Source organism: Streptomyces sp. NPDC024698, assembly GCF_055559015.1.
This window is the reverse complement of the sequence record NZ_JBVHLK010000004.1, coordinates 555,128-581,564: the sequence shown is the minus strand read 5'-3', so window position 1 is coordinate 581,564 and position 26,437 is coordinate 555,128. Positions and strand designations below refer to the sequence as shown.

At 72.1% G+C, this 26,437-nt stretch carries 19 protein-coding genes; 10 read left to right on the top strand and 9 right to left on the bottom strand.

The annotated features are described in order from the left end of the window. Nucleotides 1–95: 95 nt before the first annotated feature. Nucleotides 96–1,457: a phosphomannomutase/phosphoglucomutase gene (locus ACZ4AA_RS13490; protein ID WP_467600268.1), complete on the bottom strand. Its 1,362-nt coding sequence runs from the start codon at nt 1,455–1,457 to the stop codon at nt 96–98. A 518-nt stretch (nt 1,458–1,975) separates the two neighbouring features. Further along, nucleotides 1,976–2,452, bottom strand: coding sequence for a DUF3499 domain-containing protein (locus tag ACZ4AA_RS13485; protein ID WP_467600265.1), 477 nt, complete (start codon nt 2,450–2,452; stop codon nt 1,976–1,978). 261 nt (nt 2,453–2,713) lie between these two features. Here ACZ4AA_RS13485 and ACZ4AA_RS13480 point away from each other — a divergent pair, with 261 nt between their 5' ends. Continuing rightward, nucleotides 2,714–3,163 (top strand): metallopeptidase family protein, encoded by a 450-nt coding sequence (locus ACZ4AA_RS13480; protein WP_467600384.1) that lies wholly within the window; start codon nt 2,714–2,716, stop codon nt 3,161–3,163. Nucleotides 3,164–3,214: 51 nt separating this feature from the next. Here the strand turns inward: ACZ4AA_RS13480 and ACZ4AA_RS13475 are convergent, their stop codons facing one another. From ACZ4AA_RS13475 to ACZ4AA_RS13465, 3 genes are all read right to left on the bottom strand, one after another. Next, a complete protein-coding gene (locus ACZ4AA_RS13475; protein ID WP_467600262.1) occupies nt 3,215–4,744 on the bottom strand; it encodes a DUF5719 family protein in 1,530 nt (509 codons plus the stop codon). After that, a complete protein-coding gene (locus ACZ4AA_RS13470; protein ID WP_467600259.1) occupies nt 4,741–8,496 on the bottom strand; it encodes a glycosyltransferase family 2 protein in 3,756 nt (1,251 codons plus the stop codon). The genes ACZ4AA_RS13475 and ACZ4AA_RS13470 overlap by 4 nt, the downstream gene beginning before the upstream one ends. A gap of 231 nt (nt 8,497–8,727) precedes the next feature. Next, entirely contained in the window at nt 8,728–8,991 is a 264-nt protein-coding gene (locus tag ACZ4AA_RS13465; RefSeq protein ID WP_003975777.1) for a WhiB family transcriptional regulator, read from the bottom strand. Between the two features lie 727 nt (nt 8,992–9,718). On the opposite strand from ACZ4AA_RS13465, the gene ACZ4AA_RS13460 reads away from it, so the two are divergent. The 4 genes from ACZ4AA_RS13460 (at nt 9,719) to ACZ4AA_RS13445 (ending at nt 13,881) form a co-directional block, all read left to right on the top strand. Next, complete coding sequence (locus tag ACZ4AA_RS13460) at nt 9,719–10,207, top strand: cysteine dioxygenase (protein WP_467600256.1); 489 nt, start codon at nt 9,719–9,721, stop codon at nt 10,205–10,207. Between the two features lie 189 nt (nt 10,208–10,396). Further along, entirely contained in the window at nt 10,397–11,380 is a 984-nt protein-coding gene (cofD, locus tag ACZ4AA_RS13455; RefSeq protein WP_467600253.1) for a 2-phospho-L-lactate transferase, read from the top strand. A gap of 5 nt (nt 11,381–11,385) precedes the next feature. Beyond that, on the top strand, nt 11,386–12,741 hold the full coding sequence (locus tag ACZ4AA_RS13450) for a coenzyme F420-0:L-glutamate ligase (RefSeq protein ID WP_467600381.1): 1,356 nt from the start codon (nt 11,386–11,388) through the stop codon (nt 12,739–12,741). 114 nt (nt 12,742–12,855) lie between these two features. Then, nucleotides 12,856–13,881 carry a DNA-3-methyladenine glycosylase family protein gene (locus ACZ4AA_RS13445; RefSeq protein ID WP_467600250.1) on the top strand — a complete coding sequence of 342 codons (1,026 nt, stop codon included), beginning with the start codon at nt 12,856–12,858 and terminating at the stop codon, nt 13,879–13,881. Between the two features lie 209 nt (nt 13,882–14,090). Here the strand turns inward: ACZ4AA_RS13445 and manB are convergent, their stop codons facing one another. Continuing rightward, nucleotides 14,091–15,173 carry a mannose-1-phosphate guanylyltransferase gene (manB, locus tag ACZ4AA_RS13440; RefSeq protein ID WP_467600247.1) on the bottom strand — a complete coding sequence of 361 codons (1,083 nt, stop codon included), beginning with the start codon at nt 15,171–15,173 and terminating at the stop codon, nt 14,091–14,093. A 206-nt stretch (nt 15,174–15,379) separates the two neighbouring features. After that, nucleotides 15,380–16,810 (bottom strand): peptidoglycan recognition protein family protein, encoded by a 1,431-nt coding sequence (locus ACZ4AA_RS13435; protein WP_467600244.1) that lies wholly within the window; start codon nt 16,808–16,810, stop codon nt 15,380–15,382. 128 nt (nt 16,811–16,938) lie between these two features. On the opposite strand from ACZ4AA_RS13435, the gene ACZ4AA_RS13430 reads away from it, so the two are divergent. The 4 genes from ACZ4AA_RS13430 to ACZ4AA_RS13415 all read left to right on the top strand — a co-directional run bounded on the left by ACZ4AA_RS13430 (nt 16,939) and on the right by ACZ4AA_RS13415 (nt 22,989). After that, nucleotides 16,939–17,694, top strand: a complete 756-nt coding sequence (locus ACZ4AA_RS13430) for a TIGR03089 family protein (RefSeq protein ID WP_467600241.1) — start codon at nt 16,939–16,941, stop codon at nt 17,692–17,694. A gap of 126 nt (nt 17,695–17,820) precedes the next feature. Further along, entirely contained in the window at nt 17,821–19,104 is a 1,284-nt protein-coding gene (locus tag ACZ4AA_RS13425) for an LCP family protein (protein ID WP_467600238.1), read from the top strand. Between the two features lie 246 nt (nt 19,105–19,350). Beyond that, nucleotides 19,351–21,141: an LCP family protein gene (locus tag ACZ4AA_RS13420; RefSeq protein WP_467600235.1), complete on the top strand. Its 1,791-nt coding sequence runs from the start codon at nt 19,351–19,353 to the stop codon at nt 21,139–21,141. A 114-nt stretch (nt 21,142–21,255) separates the two neighbouring features. Further along, the gene (locus ACZ4AA_RS13415; protein ID WP_467600232.1) at nt 21,256–22,989 is read left to right on the top strand and encodes an LCP family protein; all 1,734 of its coding nucleotides are present in this window, start codon (nt 21,256–21,258) and stop codon (nt 22,987–22,989) included. A 72-nt stretch (nt 22,990–23,061) separates the two neighbouring features. Here the strand turns inward: ACZ4AA_RS13415 and ACZ4AA_RS13410 are convergent, their stop codons facing one another. After that, nucleotides 23,062–24,093 carry a glycosyltransferase family 2 protein gene (locus ACZ4AA_RS13410; protein ID WP_467600229.1) on the bottom strand — a complete coding sequence of 344 codons (1,032 nt, stop codon included), beginning with the start codon at nt 24,091–24,093 and terminating at the stop codon, nt 23,062–23,064. A 174-nt stretch (nt 24,094–24,267) separates the two neighbouring features. Between ACZ4AA_RS13410 and ACZ4AA_RS13405 the strand changes: the two genes are divergently transcribed. Further along, nucleotides 24,268–25,761: an LCP family protein gene (locus ACZ4AA_RS13405; protein ID WP_467600226.1), complete on the top strand. Its 1,494-nt coding sequence runs from the start codon at nt 24,268–24,270 to the stop codon at nt 25,759–25,761. Between the two features lie 51 nt (nt 25,762–25,812). On the opposite strand, the gene ACZ4AA_RS13400 is transcribed toward ACZ4AA_RS13405, so the two are convergent. Continuing rightward, nucleotides 25,813–26,361 carry an acyl-CoA thioesterase gene (locus tag ACZ4AA_RS13400; protein WP_467600224.1) on the bottom strand — a complete coding sequence of 183 codons (549 nt, stop codon included), beginning with the start codon at nt 26,359–26,361 and terminating at the stop codon, nt 25,813–25,815. Between the last annotated feature and the right edge of the window lie 76 nt (nt 26,362–26,437).

Below are 26,437 nucleotides of genomic sequence, written 5' to 3'. Positions count from 1 at the left end.
TCGTGGACGCGCGGAACGGGTGAACCGGCCTGCGGCGTCCGACGCCGCAGGCCGCCCCGGCGCCCGGGCCCGGCCCGGTGGGCGTGACCCGGGGTTCAGGCCCTGATGATGGCCAGGACCTCGTCGCGGATCTTCGTCATCGTCGCCTCGTCCCTGGCCTCGGTGTTGAGGCGCAGGAGGGGCTCGGTGTTGGAGGGGCGGACGTTGAACCAGGCGTCCTGGAAGGTGATCGTCAGGCCGTCGAGTTCGTCGAGTTCGACGTCCTCGCGGCCCTCGTAGGCGGCCCGGACGGCGGCGAGGCGGGCCGTCTGGTCGTCGACCTCGGAGTTGATCTCGCCGGAGCCGACGTAGCGGTCGTACTCCGCGACGAGTCCGGAGAGCGGGCCGTCCTGGCCGCCGAGGGCGGCGAGGACGTGGAGCGCGGCCAGCATGCCGGTGTCGGCGTTCCAGAAGTCGCGGAAGTAGTAGTGCGCGGAGTGCTCACCGCCGAAGATCGCGCCCGAGGTGGCCATCTCGGCCTTGATGAAGGAGTGGCCGACGCGGGTGCGGACCGGGGTGCCGCCGTGCTCGCGGACGACCTCCGGGACCGACCAGGAGGTGATGAGGTTGTGGATGACCGTGCCGCCGCCGTTCTTGGCCAGTTCGCGTGCGGCGACCAACGCGGTGATCACGGACGGGGAGACCGGCTCGCCGCGCTCGTCGACGACGAAACAGCGGTCGGCGTCGCCGTCGAAGGCGAGGCCGAGGTCGGCACCCTCCTCGCGGACGCGCTTCTGGAGGTCCACGATGTTCGCCGGGTCGAGGGGGTTGGCCTCGTGGTTCGGGAAGGTGCCGTCCAGTTCGAAGTACATCGGGACGAGCTCCAGCGGCAGGCCGGAGAACACGGTCGGCACCGTGTGTCCGCCCATGCCGTTGCCCGCGTCGACGACGACCTTCAGGGGGCGGATCGAGGTCAGGTCGACGAGCGAGCGGAGGTAGGCCGCGTAATCCTCCAACGTGTCCCGCCCCGTGATCGTTCCGGGCGTGGCGTCCGAGGCCGGGGCTCCGGAGTCGAGCCAGGTCTCGGCGAGACGGCGGATCTCGGCGAGTCCGGTGTCCTGGCCGACCGGGGCCGCGCCGGCCCGGCACATCTTGATGCCGTTGTACTGGGCGGGGTTGTGCGAGGCGGTGAACATGGCGCCGGGCAGGCCGAGCGCGCCCGAGGCGTAGTAGAGCTGGTCCGTGGAGCACAGGCCGATCTCGGTGACGTCGACCCCGCGGGCGGCGGCACCGCGCGCGAAGGCACGGGACAGCCCGGGCGAGGAGGGCCGCATGTCGTGCCCGATCACGATGGCGTCCGCTCCGGTCACCTGGACGAAGGCGGCGCCGAACAGCTCGGCGAGCGGCTCGTCCCACTGGTCCGGGACCACCCCGCGTACGTCGTACGCCTTCACGAGCTGCGACAGATCAGCAGTCACGGCCAACCCTCCAGAAGTCCACTTCGGTCGCCCCAAACTACCCGTCCGCCCGGCGGCCGGCGGTGCCCGGCCCGGGCGGGGCGCGTCCCTGCTCAGGGTCCCCGCTCAGGGCGGGACGAGAGAGCGCTCCGGTGGACGGTGCACAGGCGCGCGCGAGTTCGCGGCGCGCCTCCCGCTCGTCGGGTTCCTCGCGGGTCCGTGCGGGCGGTGACCGGGACGGGTCGCGATGATCAAGGAGCCGTCGGACCAGGCGAGTTGTGCGCATATCCGGTCGTACGCGGCGAACTGGACGGCGGTGGGGGCGAGTCCGCGGACCACGGCGGACGTCCGGGCGTCGAACCGCCGGGCGCGGACGGTCTTCCGTTACGCCGGCGGGCCGTTGACGCCGATCCGGGGCCACGTCACGAAGGTCGGGCAGGCGGGAGCGGGCTGGAAGCCGTGGGCGCGGCGGGAAGCGCGTGGCCGCGGCGGGAAGCGTGGTGCGCTCGACGCATCGCGTGCGGGCGCGAAGGCGGCGGTCAGTTGTCGGGTGAGCGCAGGATCCGCAGGTGGCCGCGGCGCGCGACCTCCATCGGGTCCGCCGAGCGGGCGCTGCCGCCGGCCTCCGCCGGGCGCTTCTGCGGACGGGCCGCCTCGCGCACCGCGTTCGCCAGGGCCTCCAGATCGTCACCGCTGGGACGCGCGGGACCGGAGGAGTCGGCGAGGCGGACGACCTCCCAGCCGCGCGGCGCGGTCAGGCGCTCGGAGTGCTCGGCGCACAGGTCGTAGCAGTGGGGTTCGGCGTAGGTGGCGAGCGGGCCGAGAACCGCGGTCGAGTCGGCGTAGACGTACGTCAGCGTCGCGACGGCGGGACGGCCGCAAGCGGTGCGCGAACAGCGACGTACAAGGCTCACGACGTTGGACGGTACCGCACTCTTGAGCGGGCCGCGACGACTCTCCCCCAGGTCACCCCACCGTGTCGTCCTGTGAGACGCCCCACACCGCTTCCGGAGCATCACACCCTGACCTGGGGGGACATCGGGTGCCGGGATACCGAACACACCTGAATCCGGTCACCACTTGGTGCGAATCATGCCAATTGCCCTGTCAGATCCGGTCATGGAGAGATAGGGAATCGAGCTGATTCTTAACGGGAACGGTCATCGGACGTCGCCAGGAAGACAGACGGGGCCCATGGACCCGGTCTCCCCGCGCGCGGGGAGACCGGCGCGTGGGGCCGGGCGGCCGGGCCGGGCGGGGACTACTCTTCGTCAGTGATGGACAACCCCGTACAGCCCCCCGCAGCAGCAGCCGGTCCCCGTCGCCGCGACCGTCACGGCAGGGGCATGCGCGGCCCCGTGGCGCCGCCCCAGGTGCCCCTCGCGGCGAGCCGTTCCGAGGTCTTCGGGGACCTCGTGCAGGACTCCGTGGAGCGGCTCGAGCGGCGCTGGCCGCAGCTCGCGGACATCGACTTCATGATCCTCGAAGTCCCGCGCCTGGAACGCTCGGGCGAGGGCTGGAGCGACGAGGCCGTGCCGCTGGGCGGCACGATCGCGGCGCGCGAGGGGCATCCCGCGCGCGTGGTCGTCTACCGCCGCCCGATCGAGATCCGCACCAAGGGACGCGACGAGCGCGCCGCCCTGGTGCACGAGGTCGTCGTGGAACAGGTGGCGGAGCTGCTGGGACTCACACCGGAGACGGTCGACCCGCGCTACGGCGAGGACTGAGAGCGGCCCCGGGACGGGACCGCTCCGACCTGATCCGCGCCTCAGGCCGGATCACTGCTTGAGCAGCACCGAGAGGTCCTGTTCGGCGTCCGGCACCGAGACCGTCCCGCGGTCGTCCGGGAGGGTCTGGACGGTGAAGCCGGGAACACCCTCCTGGGTCGCCGAGAGCATCCGGGAGGCGTAGACCGGGCCGCCGGAGACCTGCTCGACGGTGAGGGCGTACGTGCCCTTGAGCCCGCTCGGGACGGGTGCCTCGACGTTCTGGGTGGTGCCGCCCTTGATGGTGAACGTCTTCGAGACGGCCGTGCCGCCCCCGCTGCCCGCGGACGCGGTGACCTTGACCGTGGCTCCCTCGGCGGGGGCGGTCACGGCGAGCGTGGACCCCTTGGCCGTGTTGTCGGCGACCGTCGCGCGCGCACCGACCGGAGCGGTGGCCGGGATGAACGCGCTCTCCTGGTTCGCGCCCTTGCCGCGCACCACCCGCAGGGCTGCGACGACCGGCACGGACGAGCCGGTGGGGCTGAGCACCAGGGAGCCCGCCTCGCCGCGGGTGACGTCCCCGAGGTCGACGGCGGCGGTCATCCCGGCCTTCACGTGCAGCGTCTCGTTGCCCGCCGGGGTGATCGTCCCCGAGGGCGAGGCGAGGCGGACCTTCAGGTCGGCGTCCGTGTCACCGGGCGCGAAGACGACCAGGCGCACGGAGGTGGCGTCCTTGGGAATGCCCGGCATGACCAGGCTGTCCGCCGGATCGGTGGAGGCGGCCAGCCAGTCGCCGCCGGTCTTGGCGTCCAGCGCCTGCACGGCGGCCCCGACCCGGCCGCTGCGGACCTTCACATGCACGGTCAGGTCGTTCTGCGGATCGCCGGCGAGCGTGTTCAGCAGGATCGGTTCGCTGGCGTGCGCCTGGACCGTGATCCCGTCGGCCACCGTGGACTTGAGGGTGCCGTCCTTGCCGTACAGGTCGATGTCGACGACCGCCGCGGCGTCGTCCGGGTTCGTCAGGTGTACGTAATCGGTGCGCTGCGCCGCGGTACTGGCGCCCGGGAACCAGAACTCGGTGTCCGGCGCTGTGCAGTTGGTGCCGAGCAGGCCGCGTCCGACGCCCGCGACGACCTCCGTGCTCTCCTGGACCGTCCAGCCGGGGGCGAACTTGCCGGACGCGAGGCCGACCAGCGCGGGCGCGTCGGCGCCCGAGATGTCACCGGTCGCCGGCTTGCCGGGCTCCTTGGGCTGCACGACGGGCTTGGCCGTCCTGGCTCCGCCCTTCTTGCCGCTCTTGCCGCTCTTTCCGCCGGACGAGCCGGTCCCGTCGACCGACTCCTCGGCGGCGGCCTGGAGTTGAGCCTTGCCGCTGCCGCTCGCGCCCTCCACGACGGGTGTGAAGGAGGTGTACGAGGTGTCCGCGATGTCCGAGGTGCTCGGCTGCGGGCAGAGCAGGCTGGTGCGCTCCACGGGCAGCCGCGCGGCCGTGGCGGCCACGCCGGTGGTGCCCGATGCGCCGGAGGGCTTGAGGGTCGCGAACCCGGTGACGGCGCCGAGCGCGGTCACCGCGGCGATCAGGGACAGGGTGCTGCGGTTCACTGATGGCTCCCGTCGGGGCGCTCATGGCCGGTGCGGTGCGGCTGCGTGGGGTCGTACGCCGGGTCGTAGCCCTGCTCGCCCTGCTCGTAGCCCTGGCCCGGGGGATCGAAGGGCACGCCGTTCGCGTCGTAGCCCTGGGCGTAGTTCTGGTCGTACGCGGCCGTGCCGCCGTAGGCGTACGGGTCGTACTGGCCGCCCTGGTAGGGATCGGAGCCGTACGGCTGCTCGTAGGCGCCCGCCGGGTACCCCTGCTGGTCCTGCTGTCCCTGCTGGTCCTGGCCGCCTTCGTAGCGCCGGCCGCCGTAGGTGTCGTACTCGGCGTTCGCGTAGCCCTGATTGTCCCAGTCGCCGTACGACTGCTGGTGCGGGACGGAGACGGCCGGGACCTCCTGGTCCTCGTCCTCGTCCTCGTCCGGGCCGGTGTCCGCGGGGAATCCGTCGTCGAACTCCTCGTCCCCGTCCGGCTGTCCGGACTCCGCCTCCGCCTGGGCGCGCAGACGGCGGGCACGGCGGCCGTCGCCCGTCAGGTCCTCGGCGGTCACCGGCTGCTGCTCCTCGGGGAGGTCGTCGTCGATGTCCTGGCGCCGCCCGGGCAGGGCGAGCACCACGAGGACCAGGGCGAGCGCGCCCTGGGCCCACAGCCAGACCGTGTGGGTCAGCGGTGCGTCGAACGTGACGTCCAGCCTGCCGCCGACGGAGGGCAGCCGGAAGCCCTGGGCCCAGCCGTCGACCGTGGTGCGGGTGAGCGGCCTGCCGTCCAGGGTCGCCGTCCAGCCGGGGTCGGCGCTGTCGGCGAGGCGCAGGACGCGGCCGTCCTGTCCGGTGGGGATCGTGGTGTGCACCTCGACCGGACCGGCGGCGATGGACTCCGGGTCGCCGGACGCGGGGACGATCGCGGCGCGTGAGACCTGCTGGTCGACGCGCCACAGGGCGCTGCCGTCCTGCTGGCTCAGCCGGGACAGACCCGTGGTGGCGTCCAGGACGCGGCTCACGTCACGCGGCGCGCCCTTGCGGACCAGGACGTAGCGCACGGCGAAGCCGCCGAGCTCGTCGGCCTGGTCGGCGCCCGATCCCGCCACGAGGTTGGCGACGACCTTGTCGAGGTTGCTGTTCTCGCCACCGGTGGAGGCGAGTTCGGCGTCCCCGAGACGGGCGCCCGAGCCGCGGACCAGGACGTAGCCGACCTCGGCGGGCGAGCGGCTGTCCAGGACGAGGGTGCGGGCCTGGTCGCGGGTGCCGCTCTCCTCGGCGACGAACGCGGGCACCTGTACCGGGTCGCGGCGCTCGACGGGTCCGTCGGCGCCGCGGATGATCCATCCGGCGGCGAGGAGCAGCGGGCCCGCGGCGCAGGCGAAGGCGATGAGCGCGGCCACCGGCTGACGCCAGCCGAAGCTCTGCTCGGCCACCCGCGCGCGTGCCCCGTCGGAGCCGACCGCGGCGGCGGCGAGCAGCGCGAGGCCGTACACCAGGGTCGCCGGTCCCGCCCAGGTGGAGCGGTTGGACAGGGCCGCGAAGACGAGTGCCACGACGGCGACGACCCAGGCGGTACGGATCCCGGCCTGGCGCTCGGAGCGCAGCAGGGCGGCCAGCGCGGCGAGCACGATGCCGAAGAGCATCAGTGCGCTGACGGTGCCGGGTCCGCCGGGGCCGGCGCTGAGCAGGTCGAGCGCGGAGGCCGCGCCGGTGCCGTAGTCGAGGCCTGCCTGCTTGAAGAAGCCGAACGGCAGCAGGGTCAGCGACCAGGGGGCGAGGACCAGCAGCGGGGTGCCGAGCTGGGCCAGGAAGCGCAGTCCGTAGGCGGGGATCTCCCTGCGGCGCACCACGAGGAGCGCGAGTCCGAGGACGAGCGCGATGGGCCACACGATCGGGGTGAAGGCCGTGGTGAACGTCAGCAGCAGGGCGTACGCCCAGGTCGCTCGCCAGCTGCCGCGCGCGCGGGAGCCGTGCGCGAGGCCGCTCGCCGCGATGCCCGCGCGTGCGATGAGCGGCAGCAGGATCGCGAGGACGGCGGTGCCGATGCGGCCGCCGGCGAGGGCGCCGGTGGCGGCGGGCAGGAAGGCGTAGGCGACGGACGCCCAGGCGCGGAGCAGCCGGGACTCGACGAGGGGGCGCGAGGCGAAGTAGGCGGCGAAGCCGGCCAGCGGCACGGATCCCACGAGGAGCACGGTGACCGCGAGCCCGGTGGAGCCGAGGAGCACGGAGGACAGCAGGGCGACGAGCGCGAGGTAGGGCGGGGCGGCCTGGGTGGAGCCCGCGCCGACCGGATGCCAGGCGTCGAGGTAGCGCGCCCACAGGTCGGAGGCGTCGGCGGGGGCGGGCAGCAGCGCGCCGCCCGCCAGGGCCCCGCCGCCGAGCAGTTGGCGGCACGCGAGGAGCGAGACGAACAGGAGCACCAGGAAGAGCATCGGGCCGGGGTTGCGCGCGATGCGCTTGATCCGGGCGAACTGCTCGATCTCCAGGAAGTCTCCGTCGTCGCCGCCAGGTCCGGACTCGACGGCGCCGCCGTGCCGTCCGGCACCTGTGGTGGCCTCGGCGTCGGAGCGGCTCGTCAGGTTGCCCGCGACCTGCTCGAAGGTGGCTCGCACGGTGGCGCCGGGGGGCGGGAACAGGGGCCGCAGCTCACCCTTGTCGACCTGCGGGCTGCCGCGCCTGCGCCGCCCGGCGATGATCCGCTCGGGTCGCAGCAGGACGCTCAGAAGGCCGCGGATCTCGTCGACGGCCTGGCCGGGGACCTTGCCCACGAGGTAGGCGACCGTGCGCATCAGGGTGCCGAGGACGAGGCGGATCAGGATCCAGGGGACCTGTGCGGTACGGGCGTTGACCAGGAGGGTGTAGACGGCGCCCGCCTTGTCGACCCGGTGCGGGGACGCGGCGGTGCGGCCCACGCAGTCGACGGCCCGGCGCTCGCGGGAGGCCGCCTCGGCGTGCCGTACGACGGCTTCCGGGGCGACGAGGACCCGGTGGCCGGCGGCCTGGGCGCGCCAGCACAGGTCGACGTCGTCGCGCATGAGGGGCAGTCGGCGGTCGAAGCCGCCGAGCTCCTCGAAGACGTCGCGGCGGATGAGCATGCCCGCGGTGGACACGGACAGCACGGGGTGGACGTGGTCGTGCTGTCCCTGGTCCTGCTCGCGCCGGTCGAGACCGGTCCAGCGGCGGCCCGAGTTGGCGATGGTGACGCCGACTTCCAGGAGCGCTCTGCGGTCGTACCAGCCGCGGAGCTTGGGGCCGACGATCGCGACGTCCTGTCCGGCCTCCTGCTCGCTCTCCACGACACGCAGCATCTGGGCCAGGGCGTCGGGCTCCGGGGCGCTGTCGTCGTGCAGCAGCCAGAGCCACTGCTCGGGCTCGCCGTGCGGGAGGTCGGGCAGGTCGTAGGTGTCGTCGCGCCAGCTGCGGGTGACGGGGTCCCAGCCGCTCGGACGCTTGAGGTAGGGCAGGTCGTCCGGGGTCAGCTCGGGGGCGGTGCGCGTCACCTCCTCGACGGCCTGGCCGAAACCGGTGCGCCGTGCCAGGTGCAGCACGCGGTCGGCGCCGAGCGCCTCGGTGAGCAGCTGGGCGGATTCGTCCCCGCTGCCGGTGTCGGCCGCCACCGCGTTCTGCACGGGGCGGTCCTGGCCGAGCAGCCCGGCGAGCGCCTGCGGCAGCCAGCGGGCGCCGTCGTGGGAGACGAGCACCGCGGTCACTACATGGCGCGGGAACTCAGGGGTGGCAGCGGCGTCGTTACTGACGGCCGAAAGGCTGTGCACGGACATCGAGGTACGGGCCCCGGTTCGATGGACTGCGGTGGACGTCTGTGTCCGGCGGGGACAGCGGGACGTCTCGGACGAGGGCCCACACTAACGGCTGGGAAAGACGGCGGCCCGCCGCCTGTGGATAACCCACGTGCGACGGGCCGTTCCTTACGTAAGAGTGTGTGCCGTTTGGTCGGTGGCACCGCCGGTGCGAACCGGCGTTCCGCGTGCGCCTTCGCGTGCGGCCGTTCTTCAGACGGCGGCCTTCTTCAGCCGGCGCCGCTCCCGCTCGGACAGACCGCCCCAGATGCCGAACCGTTCGTCGTTGGCGAGCGCGTATTCGAGGCATTCGGAGCGGACCTCGCAGGCGAGGCAGACCTTCTTGGCCTCGCGGGTGGAGCCGCCCTTCTCGGGAAAGAACGACTCGGGGTCGGTCTGGGCGCACAGCGCGCGCTCCTGCCAGCCGAGTTCCTCGTCCGCGTCGTCGACCAGCAGTTGCTGCACCAGCTCGGTCATGTGCGCCCCTCGTCTGTCTTTCGCGTCCCCGTGATGCTGCCGTTACCTATTCCGGCTGAACGACACGAGTGAAATTACAAGTGTGCCGATCCGGGCCAGTCAAGCCGAGATCTGCTATTGGGCCCCTTATTCACTCTGCGGAACCAAGGCTATGCGGAAAGTGTTCAAATCGGCATAAACCCTGACAGCCCAAGAGGTCCAGGTCAGACGCCCGCCCCTCACAGAGGAGGACGTCCAGGCGTTCGATCTCGTTCCGACGCAGACCCCGAAGCGAATCGGATCACATTTAGATCACGGGTCCGCGGCGAGGTTTGTTCACCCGGTTGTGCGCCATGTGTCCGGGGAGCCCACTGAACAAACCTTTCGCCTGACAGATGAACCGGATGAGGTGAAACATCTCCCACATACCGGACATGCAGTTGACAGTGGAGGTGTGAACCGGTGTGCTTGTGGGCATGCTCGCGCACTTGGCTCCCACCTCGACCCGCACCGCCGGGTCCCTCGGTGCTGCCCGCGCGCGCTGTAGCTGTTGTTGCTGTCCCAGCTGTTGAGCCCTACCGCGCTCCGGCTGCCTCGCCGCCACTGAGGCGAATCCCCGCCCCTCACCGGGCCACTGCCCCCACCCGGGCTCGTCCCCGCCCCCCGACCAGGGCGGACCCCGCTCGCGACCCGGGCGGAAACGGCCAGCGACACCCCAGCACTCTCCCGCCGAGGAACCACCGCATCCATGAACAGCGACAGCGACCTCCAGATCGCCGGCGACATCCTCGAAGTCCCGCACCTGCTCCAGCCGCCGCGCGAACACCCCTCCACCGTGGCCGAGTTCGCCGGTCTCGCGCGCTCCATCGCCGCCGACCGCTCCCAGTGGGAACACCTCGTCCGCTACGACGCCGCCTCACGCTGGTACCACCGGCTGCGCACGGGACCCGGCTACGAGGTGTGGCTCCTGTCCTGGGTGCCGGGACAGGGCAGCGGACCGCACGACCACGGCGGCTCCTCCGGCGTACTGACCGTTCTGGACGGCGCGCTGACCGAGCACACCGAGCGGGGCACACGCGCCCTGGGATCCGGCGCGCAGCGCGTGTTCGCGCCCGGCTATGTCCACGAGGTCGTCAACGACTCGCTCGAACCGGCCGTCAGCCTGCACGTCTATTACCCGGGTCTCACCGAGATGCCGATGCACGCGGCGCGGTGCGCGGTCGCCGAGACGGTGTGAGCGTGAGGGGTCCGCGGCGCGGTGCGCGGCAGGCCGCCGAGGCCGGGTGACCCGTGTGCGGCCGCCGAGGCCGGGCCGGGTGACGCGTTCGCGGCCGCCCGGACCGGAGGACGCGTTCGGGCCGTCGCGGCGAGCGGTCCGCCGTGACCGGCTGACACGATGTCGTAGCCGCCTGCGAGACTGAACCCCATGCGCATTGTGGTTCTGGCAGGCGGTATCGGTGGTGCACGGTTCCTGCGTGGTCTCCAGCGGGCCGTGCCGGACGCGGACATCACGGTCATCGGCAACACCGGCGACGACATCCACCTCTTCGGGCTGAAGGTCTGCCCGGACCTCGACACGGTGATGTACACGCTCGGCGGCGGCATCAACGAGGAGCAGGGCTGGGGGCGGGCCGACGAGACCTTCCATCTCAAGGAGGAGCTCGCGGCGTACGGGCTCGGGCCCGAGTGGTTCGGGCTCGGCGACCGCGACTTCGCGACGCACATCGTGCGGACGCAGATGATGGGCGCGGGCTATCCGCTCAGCGCCGTCACGGAGGCCCTGTGCGACCGGTGGAAGCCGGGCGTGCGTCTCCTCCCCATGTCCGACGACCGGGTCGAGACCCATGTGGCCGTCACCCTGCCGGAGGGCGACCCGGCCGGGGCCGCCGGTGAGCGCAAGGTGATCCACTTCCAGGAGTACTGGGTGCGGCTGCGGGCCTCCGTGCCGGCCGAGGCGATCGTGCCGGTCGGCGCCGAGCAGGCGAAGCCCGCTCCGGGGGTGCTGGAGGCCATCGCGGACGCGGACGTCATCCTCTTCCCGCCGTCCAACCCCGTCGTCTCCGTCGGCACCATCCTCGCCGTGCCCGGCATCCGCGAGGCCATCGCCGAGGCGGGGGTGCCGGTCGTCGGCCTCTCCCCCATCGTCGGCGACGCGCCGGTGCGCGGCATGGCCGACAAGGTGCTGGCCGCGGTGGGCGTGGAGTCCACCGCCGCCGCGGTCGCCGAGCACTACGGCTCGGGCCTCCTGGACGGCTGGCTCGTGGACACGGTGGACGCCTCCGCCGTGGAGCGCGTCGAGAGCGCCGGCATCCGCTGCCGGGCCGTGCCGCTGATGATGTCCGACCTCGACGCGACGGCGGAGATGGCGCGGGAAGCGCTGGCTCTGGCGGAGGAGGTACGCACGTCATGAACGCGATGGACGCGGCGGCGCCCGGCGACGCCCGGGACACGCAAGGGCACGGGGAGCGGCCCGTCGGCACGGGCTATCGGGTCTGGGCTCTGGACGGGCTTCCCGAGGTGCGTCCGGGCGACGACCTGGCGAAGCTCGTCGCCACGGCCGGCCCCGCGCTCGTGGACGGCGACGTCCTGCTCGTCACCTCCAAGATCGTGTCGAAGGCCGAGGGGCGGATCGTCGAGGCCTCCGACCGGGAGGCCGCCATCGACGCCGAGACCGTCCGGGTCGTGGCACGGCGCGGCGCGCTGCGGATCGTCGAGAACCGGCAGGGTCTCGTGATGGCCGCGGCCGGGGTCGACGCCTCCAACACCCCCGCCGGGACCGTGCTGTTGCTGCCTGAGGACCCCGACGCCTCCGCGCGGGCGATCCGCGCGGGACTGCGGGACGCGCTCGGCGTCGACGTCGGCGTCGTGATCACGGACACCTTCGGACGGCCCTGGCGCACCGGGCTGACCGATGTCGCGATCGGCGCCGCGGGCGTCGAGGTGCTGGACGACCTGCGCGGACGCACCGACGCGCACGGCAATCCGCTCAGCGCGACCGTCGTCGCCACCGCCGACGAACTCGCCGCCGCCGGTGACCTGGTCAAGGGCAAGTCCTCCGGGCTGCCCGTCGCGGTCGTGCGCGGGCTGGGTCATCTCGTGGCCGCGGAGGACGGCACGGGGGCGCGGGCGATGGTGCGCGGTGCGCGGGACGACATGTTCCGGCTGGGCACCTCGGAGGCGGTACGGGAGGCCGTGACCCAGCGGCGTACGGTACGGGCCTTCACGGACGAGCCCGTCGACCCCGGTGCCGTGCGCCGTGCGGTCGCCGCGGCGGTGACCGCGCCCGCGCCGCACCACACCACTCCCTGGCGGTTCGTGCTCCTGGAGTCGCGGGCGTCGCGGACGCGGCTGCTCGACGCCATGCGGGACGCCTGGATCGCGGATCTGCGGGCCGACGGGAAGAGCGAGGAGTCCATCGCCCGGCGGGTCCGCCGGGGTGACGTGCTGCGCAACGCGCCGTACCTGGTGGTGCCGTGTCTGGTCATGGACGGGTCGCACACGTACGGCGACGTACGGCGGGACGGTGCCGAGCGCGAGATGTTCGTGGTCGCCACCGGAGCGGGCGTGCAGAACTTCCTGGTCGCGCTGGCCGGGGAGCGGCTGGGCTCCGCGTGGGTGTCGTCGACGATGTTCTGCCGTGACGTCGTGCGCGAGGTCCTGGAACTGCCGGACGACTGGGACCCGATGGGGGCCGTGGCCGTCGGACACGCGGCACAGGAACCGAGGGACCGGCCCGAGCGGGACGCGGCCGCCTTCATCGCCGTCCGTTGACCCGGCGGGAGGCGGGCTTCCGGGGCCCGGGCGGGTTCGGGGGCGTTCCGGCTCGGGGGTGCGCGGGAGCGCCTACTCTCGTAGGACAGCCCGTATCTCTCTAGGACCTCATCCTTGTCCGGACGTTTCGCTCCCCGGCCGACGCGTACGAGCGTGCGCGGCGGGCATGTCGTGGTGCCCGCCCCGGCCGGCGGCCCGCCGCCGGGCGCGGTGCCCCGTCAGACGGCCGGGCCCGGCCGCGTGCGGACCTGGACGCCCGGCGGGCCCCTCGATCTCGGACTCGTGCTCGGACCGCTGCGGCGCGGACCGGGCGATCCGACCTTCCGTACGACGCCCGACGGGGCCGTGTGGCGCACCGGCCGGACGCCCGCCGGGCCCGGAACCCTGAGGGTCGACCTGCGCGGCGCGGTGGCCAGGGGCGAGGCCTGGGGGCCGGGGGCCGACTGGCTCCTCGACGGGCTCCCGGACCTGCTCGGCGCCGCCGACGATCCCGGCGCCTTCGAGCCGCGGCACCGGCTGGTCGCGCTCGCCCGGCACCGGCGGCCGGGTCTGAGGCTGGTGCGGACCGGGCTCGTGATGGAGTCGCTGATCCCGTCCGTCCTGGAGCAGAAGGTCACCACCGACGAGGCGTACCGGGCGTGGCGGCTGCTGGTGCGGAGGTTCGGGGAGCCCGCGCCGGGGCCCGCTCCCGAGCGGATGTACGTCATGCCGGCGCCGCGGACCTGGGCCCTGATCCCGTCCTGGGAATGGCACCGGGCCGGGGTCGACGACAAGCGGGCGGGCACGATCCTGCGGGCCGTGCGGGTCGCCGCGCGGCTGGAGGAGGCGGTCGGGTTCGATCCCGTGCGGGCTCGGGGGCGGCTGGAGCTGGTGCCCGGGGTCGGGCCGTGGACCTCCGCAGAGGTCGTGCAGCGCAGTCATGGTGCGGCGGATGCCGTGACCGTCGGGGATCTGCATCTGCCGGGGATCGTGGGGTACGCGCTGGCCGGGGACCGGGATGCGGACGACTCCGTCATGCTGGAGCTGCTGGAGCCGTATGCGGGGCAGCGGCATCGGGCCGCTCGGCTGATCCTGCTCTCCGGGCGTACTCCGCCCCGGCGTACGCCGAAGATGCCGCGCACGGACATCGGGCTGCTCTGACCCGTCGTCCCGCCTCCACCGGCCCGGCCCTGTCCTCGCCCGCCTCGCGCCGAGCGTCGGCGTGCCTCGCCGCAAGCCGGATTTCGTCCCCTCCGCCCCTGCCCGTCCCCGGGGCTCCGCCCCGGACCCAGCTCCTCGAACGCCGGAGGGGCTGAGACTTTGGCGCCGGAGGGGCTGGATCCTTGCCCCTCCGGCGGGGTTTCGTCGGGTTACTGGTCCGAGGAGAAGCGCAGGGTGGCTGCCGGGATCCGGGCGTCGCACCAGACCCGGACTCCCTCGCGGAGTTCGTTGTCGGGGCCGACGACCGCGCCGTCTCCGATGACCGTGCCGGCCAGGACGGTGCGTTCGCCGATGCGGGCGCCGGCTCCGACGAAGGAGTCGGAGACGACCGCGCCGGGTTCGACGACGGCTCCGGCGAGGATCGTGCTGCCGGAGATCCGGGCGCCCTCGCCGATCCGGGCTCCCTCACCGACCACCGTGCCGCCGGTGAGCTTGGCGTCGGGGGCGACCGTGGCCGTGGGCAGGACCAGCCGGTCGCCGCAGCGGCCGGGAACGGCCGGGGACGGGGCGCGTCCGAGCACCAGATCGGCGGAGCCGCGCACGAAGGCCTGGGGGGTGCCCAGATCCAGCCAGTAGGTGGAGTCCACCATGCCCTGGAGGTGGGCGCCGGTGGCCAGCAGCTCCGGGAAGGTCTCCCGTTCGACCGAGACCGGACGGCCCGCGGGGATCGTGTCGATGACGGAGCGGCGGAAGACGTAGGCCCCCGCGTTGATCTGGTCGGTGACGATCTCCTCGGGGGTCTGCGGCTTCTCCAGGAAGGCCGTGACGCGCCCGGTGGCGTCGGTGGGGACCAGGCCGAACGCGCGCGGGTCCTCCACCCGGGTCAGATGCAGGGAGACGTCCGCGCCCGTCGTCTCGTGGGCCGTCACCAGAGCCGGGATGTCCAGGCCCGTGAGGATGTCGCCGTTGAAGATCAGGACCGGGTCGTCGGGGCCCGAGCGCAGCCGGGAGGCCACGTTGCGGATGGCGCCGCCCGTGCCCAGCGGCTCCTCCTCGGTGACGTACTCGATGTGGAGGCCCAGCGAGGAACCGTCGCCGAAGTACGGCTCGAAGACCTCGGCGAGGTAGGAGGTCGCCAGCACGATGTGCTCGACGCCCGCCGCGCGGGCCCGCGCCAGCTGGTGCGTGAGGAAGGGGACCCCGGCCGCCGGGACCATCGGCTTGGGCGTGCGCACCGTGAGCGGGCGCAGCCGGGTGCCTCTGCCGCCGACCAGGAGGATCGCTTCTGTCACCTGTCGTCTCTGCTTCCTGCCGGGACCGGCCGAACTGTCTTTCGGCCGGCCAGTGTATGCAGACCGTTCGATGGCGCCCTCGATGGCCGTGCGGTAGTCCTTCGACGGGCCTCTGCCGTGACGTCAGGTGATCTCGCCCGGGACGGCCCGGAGCGGCCCTGCCGGTTAGTCGCCGGCCGGGCCGTTCCGGGTGACCGCGGGGCGGTCTAGCGGCCCTGGTAGCGGGCCGCCGTCGTCCTGGCCGTGCCGAGCTTGCCGTAGAGAAGCCGTCCGGGGCACTCCGTGGCGAATCCGTCCCGATGGCCGGAGATCACGTTCAGTCGTACGTTCTTTCCTTTTCGGTAGAGATTGCCACCGGCCGACTTCAGGTATGTCTTGCCACGCGGATCGGCACCGTACAGACCGAGTTTCCATGCCGTGAGACGGGAGATGGCCTTGAGTGCCGCGTCGGTCGGTTTGGTGCTGCCGAAACTGCCGATCACCGCGATGCCCATGCTGTTCGTGTTGAACCCGCGGGTGTGGGCGCCCATGACCGCCTTGGCGACGCCTCCGGCCCGGCCCTCGTAGATGTTCCCGCACTTGTCGACGAGGAAGTTGTAGCCGATGTCGCGCCAGCCGCTGCTCACCACGTGGTAGCGGTAGATACTGCGGATGACCGAAGGTGCCTGGGAGCAGCTGTACTTGTTCCCCGACGCCGTGTGGTGCACGAAGGCCGCCTTGACGCTCTTCGTGTAGAGGAAGCCGCGCTCGCGGAGATTCTCGTTCGCGCCCCAGCCACGCCGCGTGATGATGGTCGGGCGCGGGCCGATGTACGGCGTCGCGCGCCGGTCGGTCCTGCCGTCGGGGAAGTACGTGCGCAGCGTCTCCTGCCGGGAGAGCGCGGGGATCACGGTGGCCCGCGCGCCCCCGCCGCCCGACGCCCCGTCACTCACGGGTGCGCCCAGGGCTACCTGTGCGCCCGCGTGCACGCCCCTGGCGCGCAGACCCGAGGGTGCGCCCCCGGCCCGTCCGGCCGTCCGGGTGTCGGGGGCCGGGGGATCTCCGCCGGGGTCGACGAGTTCGAGGCGCAGGCCCCCGGGGAGGGGTGCGGCCGCCGGGGCGGCGAGGCTCCTGTCCTGCGGCCCGTCCGCGCCGTCCTCCTGCGGCCCCTCCGTGGCGTCCCGCGCCACCCGCTGGGCCTCGACGCGGACTTCGACGCCGTTCGAGTTCCCCACCCACAGGGGGGCGGTGGAGCCGTGCACCCGGTGCGAGGTGCTCTCGGCGGTGTCCGGGTCGGGGGCGTGCTCGTCGTTGTGGGTCTCGACGTCCTGCCAGTCCGACCAGTCGCCGGTGCCGACCGCCCGGGTGCGGACCTGGACCCGGCCGTTCAGCTCGCCGGCCGGGTCGTCCCAGATCACGCCGACCAGGGAGAACGGCCGTACGGTGCGGCGGGCCAGGCCCTGTGTCTGTGCGGTCGGGCCGAGGGAGCGTTTGCGGGTGAGGGGGACGAGGGGCAGGGACTGGGTGCTGCCGGGGGCGGCGGCCTCCGACGTCACCGCCGAAGGCCCTGCCTGGGCCGGGGTGGCGGGCAGGGTGAGCGGAAGGGCGAGAGCGGCCGCGCAGGTGACGCCGACCGAGGAACCAAGGAATCCACGCATGCTCCTGATCCTGGACATAATCATAGATATCTGTCCATTGCGGAATTGACGGACCGTCGGACGCGCTCGGCCGAACCGGTGGCGCGCTCGGCCCGTGCCGCGCAGCGCCCCCGCGTACGCTTGCGCGCGTGAAAGCCACCGACCGCACCCCCGCCGACCTGCTGCGATCCGCGCTCTCCGAGGACCCCGCACGTCCTTTGGTGACCTTCTACGACGACGAGACGGGCGAGCGGGTCGAATTGTCCGTGGCCACCTTCGCCAATTGGGTGGCCAAGACCGCCAATCTGCTCCAGGGCGAGATGTCCGCCGAGCCCGGCGAGCGGGTCGCGCTGCTGCTGCCCGCGCACTGGCAGACCGCGGTGTGGCTGCTCGCCTGTTCCTCGGTGGGCGTCGTCGCGGACCTCGGCGGCGACCCGGCGGCCGCCGACCATGTCGTCGCGGGCCCCGGCCGGTTCGAGGCCGGACTCGCCTGTTCCGGTGAGCGCCTCGCCCTCTCGCTCGCTCCGCTCGGCCGCCGCTTCCCGACGCCACCCGCCGGATACGCCGACTACGCCGTCGAGGTGCCGAGCCAGGGCGACCGTTTCGCGCCGTACGCGCCGGTCGACCCGGAGGAGCGGGCGCTGATCGTCGCCGGGGCCGCGTACACGGGCGCGGAGGTCGTGGAGCAGGCCCGCGCCGACGCCCCGGGGCTGGATCTGACGGGTCCCGGTTCCCGCATCCTCTCGGCGCTCCCGTACGACACCTGGGAGGGCGTCGCCGCGGGTCTGTACACGCCGCTCGCCACCGGCGGGTCCGTGGTGCTGTGCCGCAACCTCGGCCTGCTGGACGAGGACGCGCTCGCCCGGCGGATCGAGAGCGAGCGGGTGACCGCGACGGCCCGCTAGGGCCTGTCGGGTGTCGGGCGCGTCCCCCGTTCGGCTCACCACCGGCCCCCCTCGGCCGCCGCGCCGGGACATGGTCGTAGGAGTAGCCCGACACGCTCGTACGCCATGAGGGGTGGTGGTCCCGAGGTGACCGACTCCGTGGGCACTCCCTCCGGAAGCCCGGAGGAGCAGGGGCGGGGAGCGTCGCCCACCGGGGCCTGGGCCCGGCGCAGGCGGCGGCGCTGGCTGCGCCGGACGGCTGTCGGGGTGGCCGTGGTGGTGCTGGGCGCCGTGGTGGCCGGCTGGGCCGTGTACGAGAAGCTGAACGGGAACATCACGGCCGACGACGACGCGGCGGCCGAGCTCGCCCGGTACGAGAAGGAGCGGCCCACCTCGCTGGTGCGCGACGCGCAGAACATCCTGCTGATCGGGTCCGACTCGCGCTCGGGTGCCGGGAACAGGAAGTACGGCCGGGACTCGGGGACGGAACGGTCGGACACCACGATCCTGCTGCACCTCTCGGCGAACCGGCGCAGCGCGACCGCCATGTCGCTGCCCCGCGACCTGATGGTGGACGTGCCGGGCTGCCGGCGCCCCGACGGGACCCGCACCCGCCCCATGCTCGCCATGTTCAACTACGCCTTCGAGGTGGGCGGTTCGGCCTGCACGATCCGGACGGTCGAAAAGCTCACGGACATCCGCGTCGACCATCACATGGTGGTGGACTTCCACGGATTCAAGGACATGGTCGACGCCGTCGACGGGGTCGAGGTGTGTCTGAGGAAGCCGATCCACGACAAGGCGGCGAAGCTGAACCTGCCCGCGGGCAAGGTCGTGCTGAACGGCGAACAGGCGCTCGGCTACGTACGGGCCCGCAAGAGCATCGGCAACGGCAGCGACACCGACCGCATGGACCGCCAGCAGAGGTTCCTCGGCGCGCTGATCAGCAAGGTGCGCAGCGACGACGTCCTGCTCAACCCGGCGAAGCTGTACCCGGTGCTGGACGCGGCCACCTCGTCGCTGACCACCGACCCGGACCTGGCGAGCCTGCGCGGTCTCTACGACCTGGTCCGCGGCATGCGCGACATCCCCACGGAGAACATCCGGTTCCTGACCGTGCCCCGGACGTCGTACGTCCTCGACCCCAACCGGGACCAGCTCGTCGAGCCCGACGCGGCCCGGCTCTTCGCGCGGCTGCGCGCGGACGAGCCGGTCGCGGTCGCGAAACGGCCGAGGGCGGCCCGGAGCCGGTCCCCGCATTCCGTAAGCCTGTACGGGAACACGGTGTACGGGAACTCCTCGCACGACTACGAAGAGGAGTCGAACAGCGACGGAATGTCGACGGGAATAGGGGTTGCCCTCCTCTCCGGCACTCCTGATCCGGCTCCGACTTTCCGCGGCAACACCGCCGCACAGGACGCCTGCGGGTAAAGCGCGGGCCAAGGCGGGGAACAGGCGAGCTAAGAAGTCTCTGAGAATGGGGCGGATTGCCCGGTTGTAGGGACGTCGAATTTGTCACGGCCGTCGCTCCGCGCTGAACTGGGCGGATAGTGTGAGCGATCCGGTGCACCCGGCCACGAGGTCCGTCCTGGGGGTCGCGCACTGTTTGACCGAGACCCGAGCGCCTTTTGAGGGGGAAAGGGCGCCGCGTGGCCCCGACGGAGGATTCAGACAACCGTGGACGCGCAAGGCCGTGGGCGGGCGGACGACATCGACCCCGCAGACCAGTGGGTACTCAACCCGAGCACTGGCGAATACGAACTGCGACTGCCCCCTTCCGGAGCGCAATCGGGAGTGCCGCGACCGCGGAGGGGCGCACCCTCCGCGGCGACGCGGACCCGGAGCGCGCCGGGCAGGGACCGCGCGGCACCGGGGCGGGAACGTGACGCACCGGGGCGGGACCGTGACGCGCCCAGGCGCGACCGTGATCCGTCCGGCCCCGACGTACCGGGGCCGCGCCGGCGGCGGGCCGAGCCGCCGGAGCCCCTTCCCGGGCGCAGGCGCGGACGCAAGGGCCCGCCCAAGAAGTCGAAGGCGAAGAAGATACTGCTGTGGACCGGCGGCACCATGGCGCTGGTCCTGGTGGCCGTCTCCGGCGCCGCGTACGCCTACCTCAAGCACCTCGAGGGCAACGTCACCACGACGGACGTCGGCAGTTCGGGCAAGAGCGGCTTCAGCAAGGACGAGGCCTTCAACCTGCTCATCATCGGCACCGACAAGCGCACCGGTGCGGGCAACACGGGTTACGGCGACAAGAACAGCCTCGGGCACGCCGACACGAACATCCTGCTGCACGTCTCCAAGGACCGGACGAACGCGACCGCGCTGAGCATCCCGCGCGACCTCATCGTCGACATCCCGGAGTGCAGGACCAAGAAGTCGGACGGCACCGAGGAGATCATCAAGGGCACGGACAACGTCCGCTTCAACACGAGCCTCGGCCAGGACGACCGCAATCCGGGCTGCACGATGGACACGGTCAAGGCGGTCACCGGCATCACGGTGGACCACTTCATGATGGCCGACTTCAACGCGGTGAAGACGCTGACCACGGCGGTCGGCGGTGTCGAGGTCTGTCTCGCCAAGAACGTCGACGACGCCAACTCGCACCTCAAGCTCTCCGCCGGCAAGCACGTGATCGAGGGCGAGCAGGCCCTCGCCTTCGTCCGCACCCGGCACAGCTTCGGCAACGCGGGCGACCTCGACCGCATCAAGGTGCAGCAGCAGTTCATCGGCTCCCTGATGCGCAAGATGAGTTCGAGCGACACCCTCACCAGCCCCACCAAGCTGGTCAAGCTGGCCGAGGCCGCCACCAAGGCGCTCACCGTGGACACCGGCATCGGCAGCGTCAGCACGCTCAAGGACATGGCCCTTGAGCTGAAGAAGGTGCCGCCGAAGAACATCACCTTCACCACGGTTCCGGTGATAGACAATCCGGCGGAGAAGGTGCACGCCACCGTCGTGGTCAACCCGACGACGGCCCAGCCGGTGTTCGACGCGATCAAGAACGACGTCTCCTTCAGCGCCGTGAAGCAGAAGGAGAAGAAGGAGAAGGCCGCGGTGGCCGCCCGGCTCAAGGGCTCCCGTTCCGCCGCGTCCGACATCCGCGTCGACATCTACAACGGCGGCGCCGAGGCCGGCTCCGCACAGGAAACTCTCAACTGGTTGCAGAATGATGAGGGCGTGCTCAAGTCCAGCCAACTGGGCAACGCCGACGCACCGCTGAGCAGGACGACCCTCGAGTACGCTCCCGACCAGGCCGACCAGGCACGCAAGCTGGCGGATCTCATGGGGCTGTCCGGTTCGGCGTTGAAGCCCGGCAAGAGCGAGAAGAACTCACAGGGGCTGCCCGCGATCGTGCTGACCCTGGGCAAGGACTTCAAGGGCGCAGGGGTGCCCTTGACCGCTCCGACGAAGGCGCCGGACGTGGAGAAGTCCACTGCGGACAAAACGGTGTGCGCGAAGTGACCTAACGGGTCCGTCAAGCGTCCTACAGGGCGCGAGCGGTGTCCGGCCGGGTGAAGCCCGGCCGGACGTCCGACGGACCCGTTTGTCAGGCGCAGGGTGGGGAGAGGCTGAGAGATGGCGCAAAGCAGTGTGCGCGGGGAGGGAGCACGGCCACGTGTCCCACGAGTCGGCGAACTGGGCTGGGACGACAGCATGTACGACGACGGCGGCCGTTCCGTTCAGACCGCGGACGACGACCGCACGCGGCCGAAGGGCGACGGCGCACAGCCGGCCGACGGCACCCCGCCGCTCGATCCGCAGGGGCGCGGCCCGCACGGCGGGGACGAGGACGGACACCACGGGACCAAGGACCGTCCCCGGCGCAGACGCCGAATACTTCGCTGGTCGGCGATGGTGCTGTCGGTCCTGATACTCGGCACCGCCGGAGCCGGCTATCTCTACTACCGGCACCTGAACAGCAACCTCAAACAGGGTGACCTGAACATCGGCGACGCGAAGGACCGCGCCGCGAAGACGAAACCGAACGCCGCGGGCCAGACCCCGCTGAACATTCTCCTGATCGGCTCGGACGCCCGGAACTCCACCGAGAACCAGAAGCTCGGCGGCGCGAAGGACACCTTCGACACCCCGCCCCGCGCGGACGTCCAGATGCTGCTGCACCTGTCCGCCGACCGCACCAACATGTCGGTCGTGAGCATGCCGCGCGACACCCTGCTGCGCATCCCCAACTGCACCGACCCGACGACCGGGAAGACCTACGCCGCGAGCACCTCGCTCACGATGACGAACGACTCGCTGGGCCGCGGCGGCCCCGGCTGCACGGTCGCCACCTGGGAGAAGACGACCGACATCCACATCGACCACTTCATCATGGTCGACTTCGCGGGTGTGGTCTCGATGGCCGACGCGATCGGCGGCGTCCCCGTCTGCGTGGACGCCAACATCTACTCGCACACCTCCACCGGCCACGGCTCCGGGCTGAAGCTGGAGCAGGGCACGACGTCCGTCAAGGGCAAGCAGGCCCTGCAATGGCTGCGAACCCGGTACGGCTTCGAGGACGGCAGCGACATCGGCCGGACCAAGGCCCAGCACCAGTACATGAACTCGATGGTGCGCCAGCTGCGGGAGAACGCCACCCTGAGCAACCCGGACAAGCTGCGCAACCTCGCCGAGACGGCCACCAGCGCGCTGACCGTCGACCGGGGCCTGGGCTCGGTGACCAAGCTCTACGACCTCAGCAAAGAGCTGAAGAAGGTCCCGACCAAGCGCATCACCATGACCACCATGCCGTGGGTGTACTCCAGCGACGGCAACCGGGTGCTGCCCAAGCCGACGGACGCCGACAAGGTCTGGCGGCTGCTGCGCGAGGACATCGCGCTGGACGGCAAGGACAAGAAGAAGCCCGCCGAGAAGACCACCTCGGACCCGGCCGCCGCGGACGACCGGATCGCCGTACAGGTGCAGAACGGCACCCGCACCGACGCACTGGCTCCGGTGCCCGGACGCGCGAGCGCGGTCAGCACGCTGCTCGTCGGCAAGGGGTTCACCCAGTCCAAGGCCGACCCCTCGACGGTGACCACCGAGGCCAGCACGGTGATCCGCTATCCGAGCGCCGATCTGGAGGGTGACGCCCTGCGGGTCGCCAAGGCCCTCGGGATGTCGACGCACGCGGTGGAGAAGTCGGCGGACGTCTCCGGGGTCACGCTGATCGTCGGCGCCGACTGGCGCGAGGGCACCACGTACAAGGCACCCGCGGACGACGACACGACGCCCGAGTCCGCGAAGCTCGACAAGGGTTCGGACACCGGCGCCTGCATGCACGTGGACCCGAACTACACCTGGTCGTAGAACCGGCCGGCGGACAACGGAAGTCGGGCCCCTCTCGCGTGCGAGAGGGGCCCGACTCCGTTACGGACAGGGTCAGTTGGCGCCGCTGAGCACCGCGGGACGCCGGGACGCGATGACCTTGCGGGCCAGCGCCTTCGGGCTGGTGAGGAAGCCCCAGCCCCACGACATGTGCATCGTCGCGAGGGCCACGGGGATCTGGAGCCGGGCCTTCGCCGGCAGCCCCTTGCCCGCGGGCAGCGAGCCGAGCCCGATCGCCGCGAGATAGCCGGCCGGGACGATGAGGCCCCAGGGCGTCAGCGCCGCGCCGACGACCAGGCCCGCCGCGATCGCGCAGACGGCGGCCGGCGGGGCGAGGTAGCGCAGGTTGATGGAGCCCTCGTGGTAGCGGGCGACGACGTGCCGCCAGCGGCCGTAGTCCTTGTACTGCTTGGCGAGCGCCCTGACGGTCGGGCGCGGCCGGTAGGACACCCGCAGCTCGGGCGAGAACCAGATGAGGCCGCCGGCCTCACGGATACGGAAGTTCAGCTCCCAGTCCTGGGCGCGGATGAACTCCTCGTTGTAACCGCCCTGCCGCTCCAGCGCCTCGCGCCGGAACACCCCGAGATACACGGTGTCGGCCGGTCCGGCCTCGCCACCCGTGTGGAAGGCCGCGTTGCCCACGCCGATCTTCGACGTCATGGCGGCGGCGACGGCGTGCTCCCAGTCGTTCTCGCCCTCGGCGTGCATGATGCCGCCGACGTTCTGCGCGCCGGTCTCCCCGAGGAGCCGTACGGCGGTGGCGATGTAGTTCGGGGAGAGGATGCCGTGCCCGTCGACCCGTACGACCACGGGGTGCCGGGACGCCTTGATCGCGGCGTTCAGCGCCGCGGGCGTACGGCCGGTCGGGTTCGGCACCGTATGGACCCTCGGGTCCTCACGGACGAGTTCGGCGGCGATCTCGTCCGTCCGGTCCGTTGAGGGACCGATGGCGATCACGACCTCCATCTCGCCGTCGTACTCCTGCGCCAGGATCGCTTGGACGGCCCCGCGCAGATGCCGCTCCTCGTTGAGGACGGGCATGATCACAGAAACGGCGGGGGACCGCACGTCAGACTTCTCGCTCATCGGAGCTCACGTTACCGCGAACGGGGGACACGGTCGCGCGCCGCCCGGCGTAAGGACCGGGCCGCAGATCGTATGGGCCTACCGTGCTCACGGATCCCCACGCCCAGCGGAACGCGGCTCCGTCCGGCCCGCGGAACGCTTCCCTCCCCCGTCCCGCCCAGTGGAGGTGTTCCCTTGCCCACGCCGCCCCGCTCCCCCGTCCGCCCCCAGCGCCCCCCACGGCCGTCCCCCGCGCGGCGGCCCGCCCGGCGCTCCGACGGGCGCCCCGTACGCCCCGTACGGCGCAGGAGGCCACGCTGGGCCGTACGGGCGCTGACCACCGTCTCCGTGGTCGTCCTCGCCTCGGCGGGCATCGGGCACGCGGTGCTCAGCGGCCTGGACGCGGGCATCGCCCGGGTCGACCCGTTCAAGGACATGAAGAACCGGCCCGAGGCCGGGCACGGCATGAACCTGCTGCTCGTCGGGACCGACGGCCGGGAGAAGATCACCGAGGCGGAGCGGCGGAGGTTCCGGCTCGGCGGGGCGCCCTGTCACTGCACCGACACCGTCATGATCGTGCACATCTCCGAGGACCGGGACCGGGCCAGCATCGTCAGCCTGCCGCGCGACTCCTACGCCGAGGCGCCCGCGCACACCGACGAGGTCACCGGACAGCGGCACGGCCCCCATCCGCTCAAGCTGAACGCGGCCTACGCGGAGGGCGGCCCGACCCTGACCGTGCGGACCGTGGAGAACATGACCCATGTGAAGATCGACCACTATCTGGAGGTCGACTTCACCAGCTTCATGAAGACGGTCGACGTGCTCGGCGGCGTACGGATCTGCACCGCGCAGCCGCTGAAGGACCGGTACACCGGCCTCGACCTGGCGGCCGGCCCGCATCTGCTGGGCGGCGGACAGGCGCTCCAGTACGTACGCTCCCGGCACACCGACGGCTCCTCCGACCTCGGCCGGATGAAGCGCCAGCAGCGCTTCCTGGCGGCGCTCGTCTCCCGCGCCACGTCGTCCGGAGTGCTGCTGAATCCGATGAAGTTCCGTGACGTGACCCGGGCCGTGCTGGGCTCCGTGCGGGCCGACAAGGGGTTCGGCACGGACGAGCTGCTGGACCTCGGCCGGGCGATGCGGAACTTCTCCCCGTCCTCGTCCGAGTTCACGACCGTGCCGATCGGACAGATGGCCTATGCCGTCAAGGGGATCGGATCGACCCTGAAATGGGACGAGCCGAAGGCGCGGGAGCTCTTCGCCGCGCTGCGCGAGGACAAGCCGCTCGCGAGGCCCCACGCCCCGCGGGCCCAGGCCGTCCGGGTCGCGGTGGCCCCGCAGCGGATCCAGGTCCAGATCGAGAACGGGACCGCCACGACGGGGCTGGGCAAGCGGGTCGACGGCGCGCTCGCCGCCGCCGGGTTCAGGACGACGGGTCGGCCCACGACGGCTCCCGACACCACGGCCCGGCACACCGTCGTCGCCTACGACCCCCGCTGGGACCGTTCGGCGAAGTCCCTCGCGGCCGCACTGCCCGGCGCCGAGCTGCGCGCGGTCCCCGGACAGGGCCCGCTCCTGAAGGTGATCGCCGGCGCCGATTTCAAGCAGGTGACACGGGTACGGGCCGAGGATCCCGTCAGGAACGAGCCGGGCGTGGTCACGGGGGACCAGGTCGTGTGCCCCTGACCGTGCCCCCGGCTCCGGGCGGCCGCGGGTGGCTCCGGGCCGCCGCGTGCCTCAGTCGTCGAGGCCTTCCGCCGCCCGCTTCTCGCGGAGGTCCATGATCGCCCGGCGGCGGGCCAGCCGGTGGGTGCGGCGGATCTGCGCCTCCTGGAAGCGGCGCTCGTCCCGCTCGGTCTCGGTGACGACCGGCGGCACCTGGCGGGGCTTGCCGTCGCCGTCGACGGCGGCGAAGACGAGATAGGCCGAGCCGACCTGCTGCGGCGGCGTGGACTCGTTCCAACGCTCGGCCAGGACCCGTACGCCGACCTCCATCGAGGTCCGTCCGGTCCAGTTGACCTGCGCCTTCACATGGACCAGGTCACCCACGCGGACGGGTTCGAGGAAGGCCATCTCGTCCATCGAGGCGGTGACGGCGGGCCCGCCGGAGTGCCGCCCCGCCACCGCGCCCGCCGCGTCGTCGACGAGCTTCATGATCACACCACCGTGCACCGAGCCCAGCAGGTTCGTGTCGTTGTGCGTCATGATGTGGCTGAGGGTGGTGCGGGACGCCGATGTCGGCTTGCCCGGGATGTCGTTTTCCGGGTGGGAGGCCTGGTCTGTCATGTCCTCCACCTTATGCCGAGCGGGCGGCCGTCTCTTTGCATCAGCTCTGCAACAGGCGTGACCCAGATCTCCCGGC

Coding starts and splice junctions, on each gene's coding strand:
- ACZ4AA_RS13485 (WP_467600265.1), bottom strand. CDS start 2,452: ATGCTCCGGAAGCGGTGTGGGGCGTCTCACAGGACGACACGGTGGGGT.
- ACZ4AA_RS13480 (WP_467600384.1), top strand. CDS start 2,714: ATGGACAACCCCGTACAGCCCCCCGCAGCAGCAGCCGGTCCCCGTCGC.
- ACZ4AA_RS13470 (WP_467600259.1), bottom strand. CDS start 8,496: ATGTCCGTGCACAGCCTTTCGGCCGTCAGTAACGACGCCGCTGCCACC.
- ACZ4AA_RS13465 (WP_003975777.1), bottom strand. CDS start 8,991: ATGACCGAGCTGGTGCAGCAACTGCTGGTCGACGACGCGGACGAGGAA.
- ACZ4AA_RS13460 (WP_467600256.1), top strand. CDS start 9,719: ATGAACAGCGACAGCGACCTCCAGATCGCCGGCGACATCCTCGAAGTC.
- cofD (WP_467600253.1), top strand. CDS start 10,397: ATGCGCATTGTGGTTCTGGCAGGCGGTATCGGTGGTGCACGGTTCCTG.
- ACZ4AA_RS13450 (WP_467600381.1), top strand. CDS start 11,386: ATGGACGCGGCGGCGCCCGGCGACGCCCGGGACACGCAAGGGCACGGG.
- ACZ4AA_RS13435 (WP_467600244.1), bottom strand. CDS start 16,810: ATGCGTGGATTCCTTGGTTCCTCGGTCGGCGTCACCTGCGCGGCCGCT.
- ACZ4AA_RS13415 (WP_467600232.1), top strand. CDS start 21,256: ATGGCGCAAAGCAGTGTGCGCGGGGAGGGAGCACGGCCACGTGTCCCA.
- ACZ4AA_RS13410 (WP_467600229.1), bottom strand. CDS start 24,093: ATGAGCGAGAAGTCTGACGTGCGGTCCCCCGCCGTTTCTGTGATCATG.
- ACZ4AA_RS13400 (WP_467600224.1), bottom strand. CDS start 26,361: ATGACAGACCAGGCCTCCCACCCGGAAAACGACATCCCGGGCAAGCCG.